At 62.6% G+C, this 16,388-nt stretch carries 19 protein-coding genes; 4 read left to right on the top strand and 15 right to left on the bottom strand.

Annotated features, from left to right (window positions below; genetic code table 11):
- Positions 1-47: 47 nt before the first annotated feature.
- The 14 genes from tilS to GNP00_RS17875 all read right to left on the bottom strand — a co-directional run bounded on the left by tilS (position 48) and on the right by GNP00_RS17875 (position 11,894).
- The gene (gene tilS / locus GNP00_RS17940; protein WP_011582481.1) at positions 48-1,388 is read right to left on the bottom strand and encodes a tRNA lysidine(34) synthetase TilS; all 1,341 of its coding nucleotides are present in this window, start codon (positions 1,386-1,388) and stop codon (positions 48-50) included.
- Complete coding sequence (gene ybgF / locus GNP00_RS17935; protein ID WP_011582482.1) at positions 1,382-2,386, bottom strand: tol-pal system protein YbgF; 1,005 nt, start codon at positions 2,384-2,386, stop codon at positions 1,382-1,384. Before ybgF ends, tilS begins: the two co-directional genes overlap by 7 nt.
- A gap of 176 nt (positions 2,387-2,562) precedes the next feature.
- Positions 2,563-3,081: a peptidoglycan-associated lipoprotein Pal gene (gene pal / locus GNP00_RS17930; protein WP_011582483.1), complete on the bottom strand. Its 519-nt coding sequence runs from the start codon at positions 3,079-3,081 to the stop codon at positions 2,563-2,565.
- 166 nt (positions 3,082-3,247) lie between these two features.
- A complete protein-coding gene (gene tolB, locus GNP00_RS17925; RefSeq protein ID WP_049764954.1) occupies positions 3,248-4,522 on the bottom strand; it encodes a Tol-Pal system beta propeller repeat protein TolB in 1,275 nt (424 codons plus the stop codon).
- Positions 4,523-4,601: 79 nt separating this feature from the next.
- A complete protein-coding gene (locus GNP00_RS17920; protein ID WP_011582485.1) occupies positions 4,602-5,657 on the bottom strand; it encodes a hypothetical protein in 1,056 nt (351 codons plus the stop codon).
- 4 nt (positions 5,658-5,661) lie between these two features.
- The gene (gene tolR, locus GNP00_RS17915; protein ID WP_011582486.1) at positions 5,662-6,111 is read right to left on the bottom strand and encodes a protein TolR; all 450 of its coding nucleotides are present in this window, start codon (positions 6,109-6,111) and stop codon (positions 5,662-5,664) included.
- Complete coding sequence (gene tolQ, locus GNP00_RS17910; protein ID WP_011582487.1) at positions 6,111-6,842, bottom strand: protein TolQ; 732 nt, start codon at positions 6,840-6,842, stop codon at positions 6,111-6,113. The genes tolR and tolQ overlap by 1 nt, the downstream gene beginning before the upstream one ends.
- A gap of 236 nt (positions 6,843-7,078) precedes the next feature.
- A complete protein-coding gene (ybgC, locus tag GNP00_RS17905; protein WP_011582488.1) occupies positions 7,079-7,543 on the bottom strand; it encodes a tol-pal system-associated acyl-CoA thioesterase in 465 nt (154 codons plus the stop codon).
- A 98-nt stretch (positions 7,544-7,641) separates the two neighbouring features.
- Positions 7,642-8,679, bottom strand: a complete 1,038-nt coding sequence (gene ruvB / locus GNP00_RS17900; protein WP_011582489.1) for a Holliday junction branch migration DNA helicase RuvB — start codon at positions 8,677-8,679, stop codon at positions 7,642-7,644.
- Complete coding sequence (locus GNP00_RS17895; RefSeq protein WP_041544840.1) at positions 8,676-8,864, bottom strand: hypothetical protein; 189 nt, start codon at positions 8,862-8,864, stop codon at positions 8,676-8,678. Before GNP00_RS17895 ends, ruvB begins: the two co-directional genes overlap by 4 nt.
- A gap of 66 nt (positions 8,865-8,930) precedes the next feature.
- The gene (ruvA, locus tag GNP00_RS17890) at positions 8,931-9,551 is read right to left on the bottom strand and encodes a Holliday junction branch migration protein RuvA (protein WP_011582491.1); all 621 of its coding nucleotides are present in this window, start codon (positions 9,549-9,551) and stop codon (positions 8,931-8,933) included.
- The gene (gene ruvC, locus GNP00_RS17885; RefSeq protein WP_011582492.1) at positions 9,548-10,063 is read right to left on the bottom strand and encodes a crossover junction endodeoxyribonuclease RuvC; all 516 of its coding nucleotides are present in this window, start codon (positions 10,061-10,063) and stop codon (positions 9,548-9,550) included. Before ruvC ends, ruvA begins: the two co-directional genes overlap by 4 nt.
- 89 nt (positions 10,064-10,152) lie before the next feature.
- Positions 10,153-10,683 carry a protease adaptor protein RcdA gene (rcdA, locus tag GNP00_RS17880; protein ID WP_011582493.1) on the bottom strand — a complete coding sequence of 177 codons (531 nt, stop codon included), beginning with the start codon at positions 10,681-10,683 and terminating at the stop codon, positions 10,153-10,155.
- 437 nt (positions 10,684-11,120) lie between these two features.
- The gene (locus tag GNP00_RS17875) at positions 11,121-11,894 is read right to left on the bottom strand and encodes a sulfite exporter TauE/SafE family protein (RefSeq protein WP_011582494.1); all 774 of its coding nucleotides are present in this window, start codon (positions 11,892-11,894) and stop codon (positions 11,121-11,123) included.
- A gap of 165 nt (positions 11,895-12,059) precedes the next feature.
- Between GNP00_RS17875 and GNP00_RS17870 the strand changes: the two genes are divergently transcribed.
- From GNP00_RS17870 to GNP00_RS17855, 4 genes are all read left to right on the top strand, one after another.
- A complete protein-coding gene (locus tag GNP00_RS17870) occupies positions 12,060-12,719 on the top strand; it encodes a thiamine phosphate synthase (RefSeq protein ID WP_011582495.1) in 660 nt (219 codons plus the stop codon).
- Complete coding sequence (locus tag GNP00_RS17865; RefSeq protein WP_011582496.1) at positions 12,716-13,729, top strand: tetratricopeptide repeat protein; 1,014 nt, start codon at positions 12,716-12,718, stop codon at positions 13,727-13,729. Before GNP00_RS17870 ends, GNP00_RS17865 begins: the two co-directional genes overlap by 4 nt.
- Positions 13,730-13,935: 206 nt before the next feature.
- Positions 13,936-14,499: an elongation factor P gene (gene efp, locus GNP00_RS17860; protein WP_011582497.1), complete on the top strand. Its 564-nt coding sequence runs from the start codon at positions 13,936-13,938 to the stop codon at positions 14,497-14,499.
- Positions 14,500-14,522: 23 nt separating this feature from the next.
- Positions 14,523-15,317 carry an inositol monophosphatase family protein gene (locus GNP00_RS17855; protein ID WP_011582498.1) on the top strand — a complete coding sequence of 265 codons (795 nt, stop codon included), beginning with the start codon at positions 14,523-14,525 and terminating at the stop codon, positions 15,315-15,317.
- A gap of 34 nt (positions 15,318-15,351) precedes the next feature.
- On the opposite strand, the gene GNP00_RS17850 is transcribed toward GNP00_RS17855, so the two are convergent.
- Positions 15,352-16,269 (bottom strand): NAD-dependent epimerase/dehydratase family protein, encoded by a 918-nt coding sequence (locus tag GNP00_RS17850; protein WP_011582499.1) that lies wholly within the window; start codon positions 16,267-16,269, stop codon positions 15,352-15,354.
- Between the last annotated feature and the right edge of the window lie 119 nt (positions 16,270-16,388).

Genomic DNA, 16,388 nt, shown 5'->3' with positions numbered 1-16,388 from the left:
TTGCCAAGCATTCCGGCAATATGAAAGGCAAATCCGAGCAGCATGGTTTATCCCATCTGTTCTTTATGGCCATCGAATGGCAGGATCGGCGGCACAGAACCGTTCAAGAGTTCCAGAAGAGCGGACGCGGGAGCAAGGTCGAAAGAGGGCAGAAGCCTTGCCCAGGGTTGGGCCAGGCGCTGGAGCACAAGCCCCTCCATATCGCTTGCAAGCCCAAGGCAAAGATCACCCCGCCAGATGGCCGGCTCAGCCGCAAGTGCCGACCGTAGAAGGCCGGCTGGCGCTTCCGCTTCCGCAACATCGCGGGCAGCCGCGTTTGCCGGGCCGAAAGCAGCAACGCACGCGCCTTTCAATTGGCCTGCCGGAACCAGACGGTAGCGCCCGTCCCAGATCTGCTCGCCGGAAAGGGAAGTCTCCGGCAGGTTGCGCCTTTCGCGATGGAGATACAGCCAATCCCGCTTTCTCGTAACGACGGCGCGGGAAAGACTGACGCGGCACCGCTCATCCTCAAGGGCGCGGCGCAGGAGCGCCGCCGAGCGCGCTTCGTCGGCCAGATGAGGGCTGCCGCCGGCCACGGCAAGCACGATGCGAAGCGCATAGAGCCCGCCTTTTTCTTCCGAAGCGGCCGCGAGCGCGAAACGAAGGAGGCCGGGAGCGACACGCGTCGCGGCGCTCCCGATGAGATCTGCGGCGGCCCGCCCTTGCTCCTGCCGAAGGCGCTGCGCATTTTCCGCCTCCGCCAGAAGGGCCTGGGTACGGTCTTCGTCCAGGCAGGCGCGCACCCGAGCCCGCTCGAAACGCGGATCCCGGTTGCTCGGGTCCTCGAACCAGCTGATGCCGCGCTCACCGAGATATGTCCTGAGCGCCGCGCGACGCGTGTGAAGCAGCGGCCGCGTGAACCAGACGTCCCCTTCAAAGAGCGTGGCGGGCGCAATCCCCGCCGCGCCGCGCCCGCCGCCCCGCGAAAGCCGCATAGCCAGCGTTTCCGCCTGGTCGTCGGCGGTGTGTGCCGTGAAAACGAGATCCGTTCCCGCTTCGCGCGCAGCGCGCGCAAGCAGGGCCAATCGCGCCTCCCGCGCCGCGGCGGAAATGCCGGCTTTGGGCTTTGCTTCTTCCCATCTAAGCGTGCGGTGAGCGATGCCCCGCGCAGCGGCGAGTTCGCCGACAGCTCGCGCTTCCGTTGCCGAGTCGGGCCTGAGCCCATGATCGACGGTCACCGCCAGGAGCGATGGTCCCGAAGGCTGCCGTTCCAGAAAATCTTGAAGGAGAAAGAGAAGGGCGAGTGAATCGCCGCCGCCCGAAACCGCCGCAACAACCGTTTTGCGTCCGGCGAAGCGGATGTCAGAAAAGAGCGCGCCCGGTTCCGGCGAGGCCGTGTCGCTCAGCAACCCGCAAGCGCCTGTTCCTGCTTCACGCGCTCCTTGAGCGCGGAGGAGACGTCCGGGTAACGATGGCCGATCTCGGTATAGGTCGCGCATGCCACGTCGCGCTGTTGCATGGCCGCGAGCGAAACGCCCAGCTTCAGGAGCATCTCCGGCGACTTGCTGGCATTCGGGAACTGGCGGTTCGCGTTGAGGAACACCTCGGCCGCCTCGCGGTACCGGTCCTGGCCGAGCATTGCTTCCCCCAGCCAGAAATTCGCGTCCGCCGCGTGCTCGCCTTCGGGGAACATATCGAGATACTGCCGGAAGCCGGCTTCGGCCGTCTTGTAATCGCCCGAAAGGATGAACTGGTAGGAACTCTGATATATCTCTTCGGGATTATTGGAATGCGGCAGCGCTGCAACCACGGCGTTATCAGTGCCGCCCGTCGGCGTTCCCCGCAGGAGGTCGACCGGCTGGCCCGCCCCGCTGGTGATAACATTACCGTTCTGGTCGAAGGTGATGGTGCCAAGCGTGGAGGGAGGGGCGCCGCGCTCCGGCCCGCCCCCTCCTTGCTGGCCGGCAACCTGGGGGTTCTGGGAGGGAGCCTGTGCTTCCGCCGGCGGCAAGGACAGCGTGCCTGCGGCGGCAGTCTGCTGGCTTGCCTCGGCGGGCGGCGTCAAGCGCTCGCTCCTCTGCTCCGGGCGGCCGCCCTGGTTGGTGCCTGCGCCACCCTCCAGCTCCTGGAAGCGGAACTCGGTGTCTTCCTGCATGCGGCGCATCTGGTCTTGCATCTGCAGGATCTGGAAGTTGAGCTCTTCGACCATGCCGTTGAGCTTGCGGATCTCTTCCTCAAGCGTCATCAGCCTGGGGTCGGCGGCCTGGGCCTGGACGACTGGAGCGCCGCCGGCCGGGCGGGTGGGCTTTTGCACCCATGGCAATTGGAAAGCCGCGGCCGGCCCGGCGGACGTCGCGACAAAGAAGATGAGCGCGGCAAGGCCACGCAGACGGTTTCGGGACAGCATTCCTATCTCGCTTCTCGACCAAGAAAAGGACAGGGAGTTAACCCTGCGGCATCCCCTTATCAGGTCGCGAGACTTCGGCCAAATTTTGTTTCGCGGGCGAATAGCGAAAAGGGATCAGAAAGGCGGGCCTTTCTGCAACACGTCCCTATTCGCTATTCACTGCTATTGGCTTTTGATCAGCTGCCGGCGCCGTTCAGCACCGTCACTGCGCGCCGGTTCTGCGACCAGCAGGAGATGTCGTCGCAAACGGCGACCGGACGCTCCTTGCCATAGGAGATCGTTTGGATGCGGTTTGCGGCCACGCCGCGGGAGACCAGGAAGTCGCGCGCGGCGGCGGCGCGGCGGGCGCCGAGCGCCAGATTGTATTCGCGCGTGCCGCGTTCGTCGGCATGGCCCTCGACGGTGACCGAATAGGAGGGGTACTGGTTGAGCCATTGTGCCTGGCGGGCCAGCGTGGCCTGGGCGTCCGCGCGGATCACCGAGGAATCGGTGTCGAAGAAGATGCGATCGCCGATGGCAACCGTAAACTCCTGCTTCGAGCCGGGGGTGGCGGTTCCGGCCACGCCGCCGGCGCCGAGACCGAGATCGGCCGCCGAATTGGGGACCTGCTTGTTGGAGCGGCATCCGGCGACGGCAAGCGCGGCTACCAGGGCGATGGCGACAGGGTTTCTCGTCAGAGCTGCGATACGGCGCATGCCGTCACTCTCCTTGGCATTAGAAGGGATTTCTTGAACACCTAGTAACCATGGCTCAGTTAAAGGGCGCTCAAGAAACAGGGTTAATTTTTCCTTGCCGCTCGGCAGACTCACCAAGCATGTGACCTGACCGTACCGGCAAATACGGCTGAAAGGCGGCAGCGCTCTAGTTCAGTAGCGGAGACCACGCGGGATCGGAGGCGAAATTCGGCGTCGGGATGAGTTGCTCGTTACGGCCCGTAAGGTCGATCGAATAGAGCTTCGGCCCCGCCGCCCCGGCATCCTGCCGGAAGAACATGATGACCCGACCGTTCGGGGACCAGGTCGGCCCTTCGATCTGGAAACCGGTGGACAGAATGCGTTCCCCGGATCCATCCGTGCGCATGATGCCGATCTGGAACTGGCCGCCGGACTGTTTGGTGAACGCGATCAGATCGCCTCGCGGAGACCACACGGGTTCTGAATAGGTGCCGTCGCCGAAGGAGATGCGCTGCGGGTTGGAACCATCAGCATTCATCACATAGATTTGCGCCCGCCCGCCACGATCGGAGGTGAAGACCACCTTGTTGCCATCGGGCGAATAGGATGGGGAGGTGTCGATGGCATTGGTATCCGTGAGCCGCGCGGTGGTCCGCGTCTTCAGATCCATGGTATAGATGTTTGAATTGCCGTCCGTACGAAGCAGGCTCATGATGATCTTGTCGCCGACCGGATTGAAGCGCGACGCGAAGCTCATTGTCGGGAAATTGTTTCCCACAAGCTCGCGCTGGCCGGTTTCGATTTGCAGCAGATAGACCTGAGGCTGCCCCCCTTCGAAGGACACATAGGTGATTTCCTGCCGCTGAGGCGAGAAGCTCGGCTTCAGCACGATGGAGCGGCCATCGGTCAGCGCCCTGTAATTGGCCCCGTCCTGATCCATAATGGCCAACCGTTTCACGCGGTTTTCCTTCGACCCGGACTCGTCCACGAAAACGATGCGGCTGTCGAAATAGCCCTTCTCGCCGGTGAACTGCTCATAGATCGTATCGGCAATGATATGCGCGACGCGGCGCCAATCCGCCGGCTTGGCAAAGAACTGCTCGCCCACGAGCTGCTGTCCGGCGAAGGTGTCCCAAAGGCGGAACTCGGCCTTGAGCCTGCCGCCTGGCTCCTCGGTCACGCGGCCCGTGACGATCGCCTGCGCATTGATGACCTTCCAATCCTCGAAACGCGGAGCCACGTCCGGATTGGAAATCTTCTCGATGAAGGCGCCGCGGTCTATGGGCGCGAAAAGGCCGGAACGCTTAAGATCGGCGGCGATCACGGCGGATATCTCGGCGCCCCGCCCTCCAGCGGACAGGAAGTCCGTGATGGCGATCGGCACCGGCTCGACGACGCCGCGATTGACATCGATTTCCACAAGCGCGCGCGCCGGCACGACAGCCATTGCTACGAGCCCCATGACAAGGCTTGTAATCGCGACGGCCGTTTTGAAAAAGTTCCGCATCAGCTCATGCCTCTTGATGGAGAGATCCTGTGGATCAGAACATATCGGTTGGGTCGAAATGGACGATGACATCGGCCCAGGCGCTATATTTTTCGGATGGCAGGTTATAGGGCGCGCACTGCAGGACCGCGCGCCGCGCAGACTCGGCAGCCGCGCGGGCAACCCCTGAGCCACCGCCCTCGATGATTTCCGGGCGGCCTTCGACGGCGCCGCTCGGGTCCAGCTTGAACTTGACGGAGACGCGAAGATTCTCCGCATCGAGCGCACCGGCAGGCACGTTCCAGCAGCGCTCGATCTGCGCCCTAAGCGCATCCATTTCGCTTTGCGACAGCTTGTCGCCGCTGGTGGCCTGACTGGCGCCGAGAGCAGCCTGCTCGGTAGAGCGCTTTGCCCCGCCACCCGAGGCCTTTTCCTTGTTGAGAAGCGCGGCCACCTGGTCCAGAACCTGGTCGTCTTTCGTCGCGCGGCTCGCCTGCTTCTGTTCGGCAGCAGGCTTTTCAGCCTCCTTGCGTTCAGGCGCCTTTGCGATCTGCGGCTTGGGCGGCTGCGGCCGGGCCTGCGGCACAGGAGCGGCAGGCGGCAGCTTAACGCTTTCGCCTTCCGCGTTTTCCGCGACAAGCGGCTCAGGTGCAGGATTTGGCTTTACTTCCTGACGGGGCTGCGGTTCTGGCTCGCGCTCAGGCGTCGGCACAGGCACTTCCTCTGCCTTGGCTTCCTGCGGTGTTTCGACCGGCTTTTCCACCGGCTTTGGCTGCGGCTTCGGCGAGGGAGGCGGTTCGGAAGCCTGCTCCACGGGCCGCGGCTTTGCTTCCGGCGTAGGCGGCGGCTTCAGATCCGTATCGGCTTCGCCCACCTTCTGCGCATTTTCCACCGGATCCTGCCGCTGGGTAGGCTTCGGTGTGGGCCGCGTGGCAACCGGCGCCTCTTTCTCGCCCTGCTGGACCTGAGAGATGTCGCCAACGGGAACGATATCGACGGGGAAGGCCTCGACATCGGCAACCTCGAAGGCGCGCGGAGCCTGCAACGAGACAATCCCGAAGCCGATGAGCACCGCGTGCAAGGTGACCGATGTGGCAAGGCCAGCCCTCATAAGGTCAGTTATCCTGTTCCTGCAATGTGACCAGTCCGAGATTGCGGAAACCGGCGGCTGAAACGCGCGCCATCACGCGCATGACCGTGCCATAATCCGCGTTACGGTCGCCACGTACATAAATTCGCTCTTCATAGCCTGCCTGAGCGATAGCCTGCAGCTTCGGCACCACCTCTTCGAGCGGTATTTCCGTTTCCTGCAGATAGATCAGGCCTTCGCTGTTGACGGAGACGGTGATCGGCTGTGTTTCCGAGTTCAGCGCCCTTGCCTGGGTTTCGGGCAGATCGATCGGAACGCCTACGGTCAAGAGAGGCGCCGCCACCATGAAGATGATGAGCAGCACCAGCATCACGTCCACGAAAGGCGTGACATTGATCTCGGACATAGGCGCATGACGGCGGCCTTTGCGCCGGCGCCCATTTGCGCCCCTAGCCGAAGCGACCGACATCCCCATCAGGCATACTCCTCCACCGCCCGGGCTTTGGGGGCGACTTTCTCATCGATTTGTCGCGAGAGTATGGCCGAGAACTCGTCCGCGAAGCCTTCCATCCGCGAGGCGATGTTGCCGGCATCCGCCGTGAGCTTGTTGTATGCGATGACAGCCGGGATGGCCGCGAGAAGGCCGATGGCCGTGGCGAGAAGCGCCTCGGCGATACCGGGGGCCACGACAGCGAGATTGGTCGATTTCGAGCCAGCGATCGCCTGGAAAGACGTCATGATGCCCACCACAGTGCCGAACAGGCCGATGAAGGGAGCCGAGGCGCCGACCGAAGCAAGGAACCCCAGCTTGCTCTCCAGCCGTTCCATTTCGCGGGTGAGCGCCAGATCCATCGCCTTGTCGATACGGGTCTGGAGCCCGAGGGGCGAACGCGCGCCTTTCTCGAAGCTCTTTTTCCATTCGCGCATCGCGGCAACGAAAATCGAGCCCATGCCGCTGGTCTTGCGATCGGACAGTGAACGATAAAGTTCTTCGAGCGATTGGCCCGACCAGAAGACCTGCTCGAAACGGTTGAGTGCCACCCGCATCCGCGCGAAGCTCAACCACTTGTCGATGATGATGGCCCAACTCCAAATAGAGGCGCCAAGCAGGCCGATCATTACGAGCTTGACCACCCATCCGGCCTGCCAAAACAGTGCCCAGATGGAGAGATCCCCACCAGGCGCGGCGAGCTCAATACTTTCCATACCCTACCGTCCTCTAAAAATCGGGCAGCTTCGATGCGGGTCCATCCCGTTGCGAATGCGTGTCTTCGCACCGTTGCCGCAACGCCCCCCGAAAGGCTCTGATCGCGCCTTTTTTCGACAAATTTTGGTCAAAGGAAGGCGTTCGGGCCCAGGTGGCGCGTTTCATGATATGAAGATGTATGGTTAACGCAGTATTACCAATCCGCTTATAACTTTGCGATTAATGCCGTCGGCGTTCAGTCCGGCCGCCGCAGAAAGGCCGCGATCCATTCTTTTGGAAACCGCCGGGGTCTGCCGCCTTCGCCAATAACTGCCGCCTCCACCCGCGCCTCAACCAGAAGGACATCATCCCGCTTCAGACGCTGGCGCATATAAATGCGCGCGCCTGATATATCTTCAATATACGTTTCTATACTGATGATGTCGTCGATTCGCGCCGGCTGCCGGAAATCGATTTCCATGCGCCGCACAACCCATGACAGCCTTTCGCCATGCTTGCCATCGGCAAGCTCTGTGTGGTGCACACCGGAAAGGCGCAGAAAATCCGAGCGGCCCCGTTCCAGGAATTCAAGATACCGCGCGTGATATACCACACCGGTGAAGTCGGTATCCGCGAAATAGACACGCGCCATCAGGCGATGGCCGCTCTCGGTAAGCTCGCCGCTGATGCCGGAAGTGAGGGTGCTGTCGTTTTCGATCATAGCGTACAAGCGAATAGCGAACAGGGAGCAGTGAATGGAAAGATCTGCTGGTCTGATCGCCTTACCAGATCTCTACTCGCTGCTCCCTTTCGCGAAATTCACTCCTCCTCGAATAAATTGATCTGCGACTGCGCAAGCTCCTTCGGCGGGTTCAGCCCGAGATGCCTCCAGGCCTTGGCCGCAAGCACCCGGCCGCGCGGTGTGCGCTGAATGAAGCCCTGCTGGATGAGATAGGGCTCGATAATGTCTTCGATGGCGTCGCGCGGCTCGGAAAGCGCAGCCGCGATTGTCTCGATCCCCACAGGGCCGCCACCGAAATTCTCCACGATCATATGGAGATAGCGCCGGTCAAGCTGATCAAGGCCGAGCGCATCCACCTCAAGCCTTGAAAGCGCCGCGTCGGCGATCTGCCGCGTCACGTTTTCCGCGCCCGCCACATAGGCGAAATCGCGCACCCGGCGCAGAAGGCGGCCGGCGATTCGGGGCGTTCCTCGGGCGCGGCGTGCGATCTCCTCCGCGCCGTCTTCGGCAAGCGGCATGCCCATAATGCGTGCGCCTCGCGTGACGATCGCCTGCAATTCGTCGACCGTGTAGAATTCGAGCCTGATCGGGATGCCGAACCGGTCACGCAGCGGCGTGGTCAAGAGCCCAAGGCGGGTGGTCGCGGCAACGAGCGTGAATTTGGCAAGGTCGATCTTGACCGAGCGCGCCGCGGGGCCCTCGCCTATGATGAGATCGAGCTGGTAGTCCTCCATCGCGGGATAGAGGATTTCTTCCACGGCAGGATTGAGCCGGTGGATCTCGTCGATGAAGAGCACGTCGCGCTCCTCAAGATTGGTGAGAAGCGCCGCAAGGTCACCTGCCTTGGCGATAACCGGGCCGGAGGTGGACCGGAAATTGACGCCGAGCTCTCGCGCCATGATCTGGGCAAGCGTGGTCTTGCCGAGGCCCGGTGGGCCGACGAACAGCACGTGATCCAGCGCTTCGCCCCGCGAGCGCGCCGCCTCAATAAACACTTTGAGATTGGCGCGTGCCGTCTTCTGGCCGACAAATTCGTCCAGCGACTGCGGACGCATCGTCGTGTCGATATCCTCGCCGCGCTGGACAGCAGAAACGATGCGGTCCGGCTCGCTCATGACAAAAGCTCCATGCCGGGAATGCGGGAGGCGGCGCGGCACGTCAGCCGCGGCCTCCTCCGGCGCGCCCAGGGTCTCCCGATTTCCTTCACGAACTCGATCCTATCGCCTGGATTGTAGCGATCGCACACCTCCTTGAGGATCGTGACTTGCCCCTCGGACGTGATGGTTGCCCGGATACCCATGGCCTTACCTTTTTTGGTCTCCTTACCCGACTGACGTAAGGAGCACTCCACTTCGATTGCCGCGCCCTACCGCGCCAGTTCCTTCAAACCCAGGCGGATCAGCGTGCCCGTATCCGCGCCTTCGCCCGCGGATTTGAGCGCGGCGGCGACGGCATTCGCCGCGATATCGCGCGAATAGCCGAGATTGGCCAGTGCGGACACGGCGTCCGAGACGGGCGCCGGGGCGACACCCTCGCCGAGGTCCTGCTTGAGCCCGATTGCGCCCGCGGCCTCGCCCGCGAAAGCCGGCGCCTTGCTCTTCAGTTCCGTGACGATGCGCTCGGCCACCTTTCTGCCGACGCCCGGCGCACGCGCCACCGTGGCGATATCCCTAAGGGCGATGGCATTGGCCAGCTCGGACGGCGTGAGGGTAGACAGCACCGAAAGCGCGACCTTTGCGCCCACGCCCTGGACATTGTTCTGGAGCAGCCGGAACCATTCGCGCTCCAGCACCGTCCGGAAGCCATAAAGGCGGATCATGTCCTCGCGGACATAGGTCTCGATGAAGAGCGTTACCGGCGTTCCGACGCTGCCGAGGGTCGATAGGCTGCGTGCCGAGCAGTGGGCGACGTAACCGACGCCACCGACATCGACCACGCAATGATCCTCTCCGATCTCATCGAGAACACCCTTCAGCTTTCCGATCATGGCTGAGCCTCCAGAGCAAGTCGCCAAGCGGGCGACTGCCGGTGATGCGCATGGCAGATCGCGACCGCGATGGCATCTGCCGCATCGTCGCCATCGAAGAGAGCCTTGGGCATGAGCACCTTCACCATCATGTGGATCTGCCGCTTCTCGCCATGGCCGACGCCGATCACCGCCTTTTTCACTGCGTTGGGCGCATATTCTGCAACGCGCAGCCCCGCGCGCGCCGGCACGAGCATGGCGATGCCGCGCGCCTGGCCGAGCTTGAGCGTCGCCACGGCGTCCTTGTTGACGAATGTAGCTTCGACCGCCGCTTCCTGCGGCATGTGAAGGTGAAGAATTTCGGCCAGCCCGTCATGAAGCTGGCAGAGGCGGGAGGCGAGATCCGCCTTATCGTTTGAGCGCACCGTACCCGCACCGATGAAGCGGAGCGAATTGCCGACCGTTTCGATGACGGCCCAACCGGTGCGCCGGAGCCCCGGATCGATGCCAATGATGCGAATCGTACCTGTCATGCCGGCAGGATAGAAAAGCGCATAGGGAATAGCGAGTATCGAATAGGGTCAGCGCTTCTATTCGCTGCCGCTACGCGCGAAAAAGATCTTTAGCCTCTCGCGAACGCGGTCTGCAGAAGGTTGATCTGGTCCGAAACCGGATTTTCCGGAAAGCGGTCATTCCGGCCGCGGCTTTCGGGCGATCCGTAAATTTCCTCGTCCATGCGGCGGACCAGGGCTTCGAGCCTCAGCGAACGGTTGACGAGGTTGCGGAATGGCTCCGGCAGTTCGCTCCAGCCGGGCGCATCTTCGTGCAGCGAGGCTGTATCGAGCCGGACCTTCGCCTTCTCGGCGGCGACCTGTTCACGCGTCATCTCGCCGGAATTGGCGGCCCGCTGCAGGAGAAGCCAGGAGGCGAGCTGCATCAGGCGGGTGGTAAGGCGCATGGACTCGGCGGCGTAGAGGCTGGCGGCGGTCCGGGAAAGGTTCTTGGCGGAGGCGCGGCCTTCGCCGTCCAGATATTCCGCAGCTTCCTCCACCAGCCCCATGCCCTCATTATAGAGCGGCTTGAACGATTGGGAGAAAACTCGCCGTTCTGCCAACTTGATCATATCGGCGCCCCCCGTAAAAACGGTAGCCATTCCTACTCGCCTCACAAACCCCGTACCGGCCCGGTCGAGCCGGGCACTCCTGCATCGCAAATTGGCTGGGAAAATGCGACGGGTCACGCCCGGACGCAAGTCCTTAGCTTAATGGAAGGTTAACAGGGAAACCGGCACAAAAAAAGAGCCGCGGGACTGCGGCTCTCAGGAGTTAACAGGGAGGCGTCAAACAGAATGGCTCCAGCCACTCGGTCAGAATCCAGATCTCTGGATACACACAGTAAACGCCTGTAAAGCTTAATCCGGAGTTAACGAACTCCGGCGACTAAAGAAAAAAATTACGATAAAATCGAGCATGCCTATCGATATAGGCCTGGCAATCCCGCGGCGGCGGCCCCTGATCTTTCCTGTGGATGCTTTCATAATCGCGGTGAATACGCGCCCGCTCCCGCCTGCTCGGACCCTTGCCGTCAGTCTCACCAGGCCGCAAGTCCCGCGGCGCCGTCATAGATGAGCTTGAGTGAAACGACGAGCATCATGGAATACATCAGCGGGTAGAAGATCTCTGGCTTTATGCGATGGATGACCCAGGCGCCGGCGAGCGTGGCAAGCGGCGCGACGGGAACGAGGATAAGCGACGCCGTAAGATTGGTCGCGTCGAACTGGCCGAGCGCGAAATAGGGGATGAGCTTCACCGCATTCACGACGGCGAAGAAGATGACGCTCGTGCCGGTATAAAGCTTCGGATCATGCTTCAGCGGCAATGCATAGACCTGGTATGGCGGACCGCCGGCATGGGCGACAAAGCTGGTGAACCCGGAGACGGCGCCCCAAAAGAGGCCTTTGGCCCTGCTGTGATCGGCTATCCGTTCGCTTTTCCGGAGCTTGTCGGCTGCCCAACGAAGGAAGAACAGCAAAGTGGTGATGCCGACGATGAGGCGCACATGGTCCTCCGTCACAACCGCCGCCATCTGCCACCCGATGCCGATGCCCACCAGCGCCCCCGGCAGCATGATGGCGAGCAGCCGCCGGTCGTAATAGCCCCGCCATGCCCAGAGCGAGACGATGTCCATCACGATGAGAATGGGCAGCATGATTGCCGCGGCCTGAACCGGGGAGACGACCAGCGCCATCAGCGGGACGCCGATAAGGGCCATCGCGCCGCCGAGCCCGCCCTTGGAAAGGCCGACGAGGATAACCGCGGGAATAGCGGCCAGGTAGAAGATCGGATCGTTGAGGATCGGTGCCATGGCGGGAGTTTCGGTTGCCAGAGCGCATTAAACCCTCTGCCTTGCTTTTGCGAGGGGCATGGTATGATTTATTCTGCTTGTGGGCTGGCCTTTGCTTCGTCTATGCCCCAATCAAGCCAAAAATCACCATCAGGTCAGCCTGATTGAAAACCCAAGCAGGGCATTATGAGTGAAGCACCGATCCCCAGCCGCTGCCGCATTGTGCTGATCGCTCCGCCGCCGGATTCCGGCGACGCGGAACGGATCGAGGCTGCACTTTCGGGCGGCGACGTCGCTTCCCTGCTCATTCCCGGTTACGGCGCCGACGAGAATGAATTGCAGGCAAGGGCTGAACGGCTCACCCCGCTTGCCCAAGCGCGCGGGGTCGCCGTCATCATTGCCGGCGAGCCGCGTATCGCCGCCCGCGTGCAGGCGGACGGCGTACATGTCGACGGCTCCAAGGCGGAGCTGGGAGATATCATCCAGAAACACCAGAAGCGGATGATGGTCGGCTGCGGCGGGGCGAAGAGCCGCGATGACGCGCTTGAATTGGGCGAAACACAGCCGGACTATATCTTTTTCGGGCGCTTCGGCTACGACAACAAACCGGAGCCGCATCCGCGCAACCTGTCGCTCGGCCGGTGGTGGGCGCAAATGATCCAGATCCCATGCATTGTGCTCGCAGGTTCGGAGATCTCCTCGATCGTGGACGTGGCAAGGACGGGCGCCGAGTTCGTCGCCCTCGGCAGCGCGGTCTTTGCGGAGGGGCGCGATCCCGCTGCAATGGTAGCCGAGGCCAACGCCCTTCTCGACGCGCACGCTCCCGCGCTTGGGGAAAATGCATGAGACGTCTCCTGGCCGTTCTCTGCGCGCTGGTGATTTGGTCAGGTCCCGCGCCGGCCTGGGCGCAAACGACACCCGGTGCACCCGCGGCCAGTCCCGCCGAGCAAAAGGGAGCCCGGCCTTCAGCGCCAGGCAATAGCGAAGGAAGCAGGGAGCAACCTTCCGCTCCCGCGCTCGACCCATCCCGCTTCGGCAAGGTTCTCGACGAGGCGTTCGGCGCGTATCAGCGCGGGCACTATCTCACGGCACTGGAGCTTGCCCGACCGCGCGCCGAAGCAGGCAATGCGGCGGCGCAGACCCTCATTGCCGAAATCCATGCGCGGGGGCTCGGCGTGCCGCGCAATGGGAAGGAAGCGGCCAAGTGGTACGGCAGGGCCGCCGAGCAGGGCAATCCCGAGGCCCAGCTTCAGTTCGGATTGATGCTGCTCGATGGTGAATTCATCGAGCGCGACTTCGACAAGGCCTACGAGCTCATGCGCAGGGCTGCGGAGGCGGGCAAGCCTCTCGCCCAATTCAACCTTGCGCAGATGCTGATCGAGAGCGGCGCGAAAGAGGCGGATGCGGTGATCTGGTACGAGCGGGCCGCCGAGGCGGGCCTGCCGGACGCGCAATACGCGATGGCGCAGATCCTCGCCAACGGTTTTGCGGGAAAACAGGAAGACGAGGAAAAGGCCCGCCAGTGGCTGGAGAAGGCTGCGCGGCAAAATTTCGAGACCGCCCAGCTTGATCTCGGCGCATGGCTGATTGAGGGGCGGGGCGGCACAAGAAACATGGAGGAAGGTTTCCGTTGGCTAAAGAGAGCGGCTGAAAGCGGCAATGCGGCAGCCCAGAACCGTCTTGCGAAGGCTTATATGGCCGGCCTGGGAACAGAGCCGGACTCTATCCTCGCCGCATCCTGGTACATGACGGCGCGCAGGGCGGGCCTCACGGACCTGGATATGGAAGATTTCCTGGCCGGCCTGACGGACGAGCAGATCAAAAAGGCCACGGAGCGCTCGCAAGAGTTGAGGTAGTTTGGACCTCTATTTATCGCCGGCGCGTGTGGAGCGTTCAGGCTTGGATTCTCGGTCGACGATCGAAACCGAGAGCATGTGCCGCATTTCATTCCAGTGCCGTCTTGCCCTATTCCCCTCCTCCTCCACCTTGCCTCCACGGCGGTTTTGTGGTCTTGAAGCGCCGGCCCGGCTCAGTGGCGCGGCTCCAGATCAGGACAGTGAGAATGAAGATCAACGGCAACGAAATCCGGCCCGGAAACGTCATCGAGCATAATGGCGGCCTTTGGGTCGCGGTGAAGACGAACGCAGTGAAGCCCGGCAAGGGCGGCGCCTACAATCAGGTGGAGCTGAAAAACCTGATCGACGGCACGAAGCTCAACGAGCGCTTTCGCTCCGCCGAGACGGTGGAGAAGGTTCGCTTGGAACAGAAGGACTTCACGTTTCTTTATGAGCAGGGCGACGCGCTTGTCTTCATGGACTCCGAAACCTATGAGCAGCTTGAGCTTCAGAAGGATTTCGTGGGCGACCGCGCGGCCTTCCTGCAGGATGGCATGACGGTGACGGTGGAGCTTTACCAGGAGAAGCCCATCGGCATTTCGCTGCCCCCGCAGGTGACGCTTCAGGTGGCTGAAGCCGACCCGGTGGTGAAGGGCCAGACAGCGGCCTCTTCCTACAAGCCCGCGGTGCTTGAAAACGGCGTTCGCATCCTCGTGCCGCCCTTCGTTTCGGCCGGCGAGAGGATCGTGGTCGACACCGACGAGATTACTTACCTGCGCCGCGCTGACTGACGCGGCTTGCGATAGGATTTTTCATGCCCCGTTCGGCCATCATCAACGTCATGGTTCAAGCCGCGATGAAGGCCGGGCGTTCGCTCGCGCGCGATTTCGGCGAAGTGCAGAACCTGCAGGTCTCGCTCAAAGGTCCCGGCGACTATGTGAGCCAGGCGGACCGCCGGGCAGAGGAGATCATCCACACCGAGCTTTCGCGCGCTCGGCCCGGCTATTCCTTCCTGATGGAGGAACGCGGGGCGGTCGAAGGAGATGACCCCCAGCACCGGTGGCTGGTGGACCCGCTGGACGGCACCACCAATTTCCTGCACGGCATCCCGATCTTTTCGGTATCGATTGCGCTGGAGCGGCAAGGCACGCTCGTGGCCGGCGTGATCTACAATCCGGCAATGGACGAGCTCTACACGGCCGAACGCGGCGGCGGTGCCTTTTTGAACGACCGGCGCATGCGGGTGGCGGCACGCCGGGATCTGTCGGATTGCGTGATCGGCACGGGCATTCCCCATTTGGGGCGCGGCCATCACGGACGCGCACTGCTCGACCTGCGCAATGTAATGGGCGAAAGCGCCGGCATCCGGCGGCTGGGTTCGGCCGCGCTGGACCTCGCCTATGTGGCGGCAGGCCGCATGGACGGATTTTGGGAAGAAGCCCTCAGCTCCTGGGACATGGCCGCGGGTATCCTGATGGTGCGTGAGGCAGGCGGCTTTGCGACCGACAGAAACGGCGGCCAGGACATGTTCGGGACCGGCTCCGTGGTGGCGGGCAACGAGCTCATCCACCGCAGCCTGCTGAAGGCGCTGCAGAAACCGGTTTCCTGAGGCTGCAGCGCTTCTTGCATTGCATCCCTGTTTATCAGGCTGCGTTGCCTCCAAAAGCGTAAAGCCTGCCTGAAAGCCTGATCGCCTCCTCCGCATGGTCCGGCGGACTCCAGGCAAAGACGCGCATGAAGGATGACGGATCGAGCGTCAGATCCTCTAAAAGCGCGGTCTTGAGCTTCTGCTTGCCTGCAAGATCGGCCACCGCGCCCAACATGCCTGCAGGCACAGGAAGAAGCCTTATCGGGCGGCCCATGCCCTCCCTCAGCCAGGCAAGAATGTCGGCAAGCGAGACCACTTCGCGATCCGCAATCTCATAGACGCCATTGCCGGTACCGTTCAGCCCGGCTTCGACCGCAGCGGCTATGGCGCTGCACAGATTGCCGACCGAACAGATCGAGCGCCGGTTCCGCACGGCGCCGAAAGGCAGCGGAAAACCGCTTGCCGCGAGGCGCTGCAGCTTTCGCCAATTCCCCGGCGCATCATGGCCATAGACCAGCGGCGGACGCAGCACGATGCTAACGCCGCCTCCCTCGGCGAAAGACCGCGCATGCGCTTCCGAGGCGAGCTTGGAGCGGCCATAGGCATTGGCCTTTTGCGGGTTCTGCTCAGCTTCCCGGGCGGCGATGCTGCTCAAGGCCACCAGCACCTTTGCGCCGGCTGCTTGAGCGGCTTCGGCAAGCCTTCGCGTCCCCGCGTCGTTGACGGAGAAGAACATGGCCTCATCCGCGTCTTCCCTATGGGCGAGCCCTGCCAGATGAATGACGGCGTCAACGCCTCCCAGCGCCGGCGACCAATCTGTCGTCGGGCCGATATCGCCCACGGCGACGAAGCGCCCTGCGGATTCGTACGTGCGCCGGCCTACCTCGACCACTTCATGGCCGCGCTTCAGAAGCACCGGCACGAGATGACGGCCGATAAATCCCGTGGCGCCGGTCACGAGTATTCGCGCCATCAACTCCCTCCGGCTTAGGTTTCGCTAGATATCGCCTGAACCACCTCTGCGGATGATAGGCAGTGGTCGAATGGATATATATTTCAATTTCGTCACATTTCCGTTTAGAGTCTCCGCCA

Origin of the sequence: Chelativorans multitrophicus (assembly GCF_011317445.1) — a bacterium.
GTDB lineage: Bacteria > Pseudomonadota > Alphaproteobacteria > Rhizobiales > Rhizobiaceae > Chelativorans > Chelativorans multitrophicus.
This window is presented reverse-complemented; position numbering and strand designations above follow the sequence as displayed.

Coding starts and splice junctions, on each gene's coding strand:
- GNP00_RS17895 (WP_041544840.1), bottom strand. CDS start 8,864: ATGGGTATCCGGGCAACCATCACGTCCGAGGGGCAAGTCACGATCCTC.
- pal (WP_011582483.1), bottom strand. CDS start 3,081: ATGCGCCGTATCGCAGCTCTGACGAGAAACCCTGTCGCCATCGCCCTG.
- GNP00_RS17865 (WP_011582496.1), top strand. CDS start 12,716: ATGAGACGTCTCCTGGCCGTTCTCTGCGCGCTGGTGATTTGGTCAGGT.
- tolB (WP_049764954.1), bottom strand. CDS start 4,522: ATGGGGCTCGTAGCAATGGCTGTCGTGCCGGCGCGCGCGCTTGTGGAA.
- GNP00_RS17875 (WP_011582494.1), bottom strand. CDS start 11,894: ATGGCACCGATCCTCAACGATCCGATCTTCTACCTGGCCGCTATTCCC.
- tolQ (WP_011582487.1), bottom strand. CDS start 6,842: ATGGAAAGTATTGAGCTCGCCGCGCCTGGTGGGGATCTCTCCATCTGG.
- GNP00_RS17855 (WP_011582498.1), top strand. CDS start 14,523: ATGCCCCGTTCGGCCATCATCAACGTCATGGTTCAAGCCGCGATGAAG.
- tolR (WP_011582486.1), bottom strand. CDS start 6,111: ATGGGGATGTCGGTCGCTTCGGCTAGGGGCGCAAATGGGCGCCGGCGC.
- ybgF (WP_011582482.1), bottom strand. CDS start 2,386: ATGCTGTCCCGAAACCGTCTGCGTGGCCTTGCCGCGCTCATCTTCTTT.
- GNP00_RS17920 (WP_011582485.1), bottom strand. CDS start 5,657: ATGAGGGCTGGCCTTGCCACATCGGTCACCTTGCACGCGGTGCTCATC.
- ruvB (WP_011582489.1), bottom strand. CDS start 8,679: ATGAGCGAGCCGGACCGCATCGTTTCTGCTGTCCAGCGCGGCGAGGAT.
- ruvC (WP_011582492.1), bottom strand. CDS start 10,063: ATGACAGGTACGATTCGCATCATTGGCATCGATCCGGGGCTCCGGCGC.
- GNP00_RS17870 (WP_011582495.1), top strand. CDS start 12,060: ATGAGTGAAGCACCGATCCCCAGCCGCTGCCGCATTGTGCTGATCGCT.
- GNP00_RS17850 (WP_011582499.1), bottom strand. CDS start 16,269: ATGGCGCGAATACTCGTGACCGGCGCCACGGGATTTATCGGCCGTCAT.
- efp (WP_011582497.1), top strand. CDS start 13,936: ATGAAGATCAACGGCAACGAAATCCGGCCCGGAAACGTCATCGAGCAT.
- ybgC (WP_011582488.1), bottom strand. CDS start 7,543: ATGATCGAAAACGACAGCACCCTCACTTCCGGCATCAGCGGCGAGCTT.
- rcdA (WP_011582493.1), bottom strand. CDS start 10,683: ATGGCTACCGTTTTTACGGGGGGCGCCGATATGATCAAGTTGGCAGAA.
- ruvA (WP_011582491.1), bottom strand. CDS start 9,551: ATGATCGGAAAGCTGAAGGGTGTTCTCGATGAGATCGGAGAGGATCAT.